Source organism: Streptomyces sp. B1866 (genome assembly GCF_031932565.1).
Lineage (GTDB): Bacteria > Actinomycetota > Actinomycetes > Streptomycetales > Streptomycetaceae > Streptomyces.
In genome coordinates this window covers 1-4,564 of record NZ_JAVSCF010000370.1, presented here as the reverse complement: position 1 = coordinate 4,564, position 4,564 = coordinate 1, and the positions used below count along the sequence as shown (strand labels likewise).

The 4,564-nt window shown below is 78.0% G+C and carries 4 protein-coding genes and 1 pseudogene; 1 reads left to right on the top strand and 4 read right to left on the bottom strand.

All coding sequences use genetic code 11. From position 1 onward, the window contains the following. Nucleotides 1-273: 273 nt before the first annotated feature. The 3 genes from RKE29_RS28130 to RKE29_RS28120 form a co-directional block, all read right to left on the bottom strand. Nucleotides 274-759 carry an NUDIX domain-containing protein gene (locus tag RKE29_RS28130; protein ID WP_312008503.1) on the bottom strand — a complete coding sequence of 162 codons (486 nt, stop codon included), beginning with the start codon at nucleotides 757-759 and terminating at the stop codon, nucleotides 274-276. Between the two features lie 104 nt (nucleotides 760-863). After that, a complete protein-coding gene (locus RKE29_RS28125; protein WP_312008502.1) occupies nucleotides 864-1,448 on the bottom strand; it encodes a hypothetical protein in 585 nt (194 codons plus the stop codon). A 103-nt stretch (nucleotides 1,449-1,551) separates the two neighbouring features. Further along, on the bottom strand, nucleotides 1,552-2,343 hold the full coding sequence (locus RKE29_RS28120; protein WP_312008501.1) for an aspartate/glutamate racemase family protein: 792 nt from the start codon (nucleotides 2,341-2,343) through the stop codon (nucleotides 1,552-1,554). A gap of 98 nt (nucleotides 2,344-2,441) precedes the next feature. Between RKE29_RS28120 and RKE29_RS28115 the strand changes: the two genes are divergently transcribed. Further along, a complete protein-coding gene (locus RKE29_RS28115; protein ID WP_312008500.1) occupies nucleotides 2,442-3,752 on the top strand; it encodes a glycosyltransferase in 1,311 nt (436 codons plus the stop codon). A gap of 61 nt (nucleotides 3,753-3,813) precedes the next feature. Here RKE29_RS28115 and RKE29_RS28110 read toward each other — a convergent pair. Continuing rightward, a pseudogene (locus RKE29_RS28110) lies at nucleotides 3,814-4,564 on the bottom strand (Tellurium resistance); the annotation flags it as partial.

The window sequence follows — 4,564 nt, the reverse complement described above, 5'->3', positions numbered from 1 at the left end:
GTACGCGCCGCGGGGCCTGCACGCGCCGACGGGCCCGTACGCCAGGGACCGGCCCCACCCGTACGGACGCGTCGGCGGCGGCCCGCAGGCCGCGCGGCGGGACGGCCCGCCCGACGGGAGGTCCGGCCGCGCCGGGCGGGCCCCGGACGGCGCGGGAGCGCGGGGCGCACCGCCCGTATGGAGTACGGCGCCTGACGCACCGCGCGGGAGCCCGGGCCGGGGCCGGACGGTCGGGCACGGCCGGACGGGGCCGGCGGGATCCGCCTTCCCGGCCTAGCCCGGGAAGGCGGTGACGGGCTCGAACCAGGTCGGCGCGTCGCCCTGCGCCTGCTTGATGCGGCTGACGGCGAAGTCCTCCAGGTCCGGCAGCGCGTCGGGCGAGAACCAGCCCACGTCCAGGGACTCGTCGTCGTTCACCCGCGCCTGCCCGCCCACCGCCCGGCAGCGGAAGCAGATGTCCATGAACTGGCACACGTCCTGGTTGGGGTAGACCACCGGCTTCAGCGCCTGCACGAGCACGACGCGCTCCGGCACGCAAGCCACGGCCGTCTCCTCGTACACCTCGCGTACGACCGCCGCCGCGGGCTGCTCCCCCGGCTCCGGGATACCTCCGACGATCGCCCACCTGCCGGTGTCCGCGCGGCGGACCAGGAGCACCCTGCCGGTGTCGTCGAAGACGACGGCGCTGACGCCGGGCAGGTGCAGCAGCTGGTGGCCCGCGACGGCCCGCAGCTCGCGGATGAAGTCCGGGATAGCCATGCGGCGAGGGTAGCGCCAGGCTCGTGGGCGCGTCCGGCGTGCCCGGCCTCGGGCGGATCACGCGCGCGCCACGGCGGGCGGGCCGACCGGGACCTGCCGGGTGCTCAGGCCTGGGAGGCGCGGGCCGCGATGAGCCGCAGGCGGTCGCGGATCACCCGGACGGCCGCCTCGGCGTCGTCCACGGTGACGGAGAAGACCCGGCCGTCGCCGAGCCGGACCACCAGGCCCTCGCCGCGGCGCACGATCACGGCGGTGCCCTTCTCCGGGCGCCACCGGTAGCCCCAGCCACCCCACTGGCACGGCGTCAGCCGCGGCGCGAACTCGGCGCGGACCACGTGGTCGAGCGGGATGCGGCGGCGCGGCAGGCCGATGTGGCCGCAGCGCACCTCCAGCGCGTCCTCGTCGACCCGCACGGCCACGTGCACGAAGGCGAGCGTGCCGAACAGCACCAGCAGCCCGGCCGCGAGGCAGCCGACCACGGCCATCACCAGCGGGGCGAGGCCGGAGGTGAACGGCGCGTCGACGGCCAGCTCGATGCCGAGCGCCATGCAGGCGCCGCCGCCGGCGGCGAGCAGCCACTGGACGCGGTTGCGGGCACGTCCCGCCCACAGCGCCCCGCCCGCCCCGGCGGCGGGCCAGGCGCCCTCGTCGTCCCTGTCGTCGTCCGAGTCAGCGGGAGGGTGCCTCATAGGAGCAGCGTACTCAACTTCGCCCGCCGCGACAGGCCGGTCGCCGCAACCCCGGCAGGGGCAGCCGGTCCGCGCCGCCCCGGGCCTGGGCGCCCGGGCCCGCTCAGCCGCCCACCGGGCTGGCCTGGGCCGCCAGCGCGGCGCCCTCCGGGTAGGCCAGGGCGGCCGGCGGCAGGGCCGCCGGGCGGCCGCCGAGCAGGACGGTGAGGCCGCCGGACGGCCGGGCCGCCGGGTCAGGCGCGGCGCCGATCCGGCGCAGGGTCTGGGCGGCGACGGCCGCCGCGGAGCCGTGCAGGGCGGCGCCAGGCGCGCCCGCGGCGGCCAGGGCGGCCCGGATCCGGTCGGCGACCAGCTCGTAGTGGGTGCAGCCCAGGACGACGGCCCGGGCGCGCTCGGGGGTGCGGGCGGCGGCCGCGGCCACGGCGGCGGCCACGGCGGCCGCGTCGGCGTGCTCCACGGCGTCCGCGAGGCCGGGGCAGGGCACCTCGGCGGTGGCGACGCCGTCCGCGTAGTCGCGGATCAGGGCCCGCTGGTACGGGCTGCCGGTGGTGGCCGGGGTGGCCCAGACGGCGAGCGGTCCGCCGCCCGCGGCCGCGGGCTTGACCGCGGGCACGGTGCCGATGACCGGCAGCGCGGGCTCCAGCTCGGCCCGCAGCGCGGCCAGGGCGTGCACGGAGGCGGTGTTGCAGGCGACGACCAGGGCGTCGGGACGGTGCTCGGCGGCGGCCCGGGCGCAGGCCAGGGCACGCGCGGTCACGTCGCCGGGGGTGCGGGGGCCCCAGGGCATGCCGTCGGGGTCGCTGGAGAGTACGAGATCCGCGTCGGGCCGCAGGCGCCTCAGGGCGGCGGCGGCCGCGAGCAGGCCGAGGCCGGAGTCGACGAGCGCGAATTTCACCCGCTCACCCTAGAGGAACCGGGCGGACCGGTGGGCCTGCCGGGGTCGGGCGCGGGATGCCGGGTGCGCGCGGCGCCCGGTCGGGCAGACTGCGGCGCATGAGCGCGCTGACGTGGATCGCGGCCGGGTCGCTGGCCGCCTGGGTGTGGCTGCTGCTGGGGCAGGGGTTCTTCTGGCGTACGGACGTCCGGCTGCCGGGGGCGGGCGGCACGGCGGCCGGCCCCGAGGCCGTACCGGCCGGAAAACACGGAAAACACGGAAAGGGCGGAAAGGGCGGAAAGGCGACCGTATCGGGCGGGGAGGACTCCGGCTGGCCGCCGGTGGCCGTCGTGGTGCCCGCCCGGGACGAGGCGGCGGTGCTGCCGGTGAGCCTGCCGTCCCTGCTGGCGCAGGAGTACCCGGGGCGCGCCGAGGTGTTCCTGGTGGACGACGGCAGCTCGGACGGCACCGGCGAGCTGGCCCGCGAGCTGGCCGCCGACCACGGCGGCCTGCCGCTGACGGTCTCCTCGCCGGGCGAGCCGGAGCCGGGCTGGACGGGCAAGCTGTGGGCGGTGCGGCACGGCATCGCGCTGGCGCGGGACCGGACGGACGCGCGGTGGCTGCTGCTGACGGACGCCGACATCGCGCACGAGCCCGACTCGCTGCGGGAGCTGGTGCGCGCCGCGCGCGCGGCGGATCTGGACCTGGTGTCGCAGATGGCGCGGCTGCGGGTGACCACCGGCTGGGAGCGGCTGATCGTCCCGGCGTTCGTGTACTTCTTCGCGCAGCTGTACCCGTTCCGCTGGGTCAACCGGCCCGGCGGGCGGACGGCGGCGGCCGCGGGCGGGTGCGTCCTGCTGCGCCGGGAGGCGGCCGAGCGCGCCGGGGTGCCCGACAGCGTCCGGCACGCCGTCATCGACGACGTGGCGGTCGCGCGGGCCGTCAAGCGGTCGGGCGGCGCCGTCTGGCTGGGTCTGGCGGACCGGGTGGACAGCGTCCGGCCGTACCCGCGGCTGGGCCAGCTGTGGCGGATGGTCTCGCGCAGCGCGTACGCCCAGCTGCTGCACAGCCCGGTCCTGCTGCTGGCGGCCGTCGCGGGTCTTGCGGTGGTGTACCTGGCGCCGCCGGCGGCCCTCGCCGCGGGCCTGCTGACCGGCCACGCGCCGACGGCCGCGGCGGGCGGCGCGGCGTGGGCCCTCATGGCGGCGACGTACGTGCCGATGCTGCGCTACTACCGGCAGACGCTGTGGCTGGCGCCGCTGCTGCCCTTCACGGCCCTGCTCTACCTGCTGATGACCGTGGACTCGGCGGTGCAGCACTACCGGGGGCGCGGCGCGGCGTGGAAGGGCCGCACGTACGCGGCGCCGCCCCGGGCCGGCCGCGCGGCGCGCCGGGCTGCGGCGGACTCGTGCCCGTCCGCCCGCTCCTGAACCGGCCCGGGCCTCCCGGGCCGTCCGGGGCGGGAGCCGCCGGGGACGGCCCGGGCGCGGGTCACTTGCGGCCCGGGGTCCAGTTCATGCCCCAGCCGTAGGCGCGGTCGAGGGTGCGCTGGGGGCTGACGCCGCGGTCGGGCACCAGGTAGCGGGCCTCGCGCTGGACGACGAGGTCGCCGCCCACGTTGGTGATCAGGGCGAGCGCGCAGACCGGGGACGGCACGGTGCACTCGTCCAGGGTGAAGTCGACGGGCGCGCCGTTGTGCGGCCACAGGGTGACCGTGGCCTGGAGGCCCGCGAAGCTGCGGGCGCCCTCGTAGATGGTGACGAAGACGAGGATGCGGCGGAACGCGTTCTTGTGGTCGAGGTTGATGGTGAGGTTCTCGCCGGACTCGCGGGCGCCGGTGCGGTCGTCGCCGTCGAGGTGGATGAACGGCGGCTGGTGCAGCGAGCCGAAGGAGTTGCCCAGCGCCTGCACCACGCCCTTGGTGCCGTCGGCGAGCTCGAACAGCGCGCCGAGGTCCAGGTCGAGGTCGCTGTGCATGGCCATCACCCGGCCGAGCTTCTGCCCCCAGCCCTTGACCTGGCGGTGCACCTGCCAGTTGAGGTTCACCCGCAGGGCGCCGGAGGTGCCGCCCTGCTTGGTGAGCGAGACGGCCGGGGCCTCCTTGGTCAGCGTGACCTTCGACAGGCTGACGGGCGCGCCGCCTGCCGGGGCGGGCGCCGGCGGGGGCGGCGGCGGGGCCTGCCCGTAGCCCGGAGCCTGGCCGTAGCCGGGCGGGGGGCCGTACCCGGCGGCCGGGGGCGGC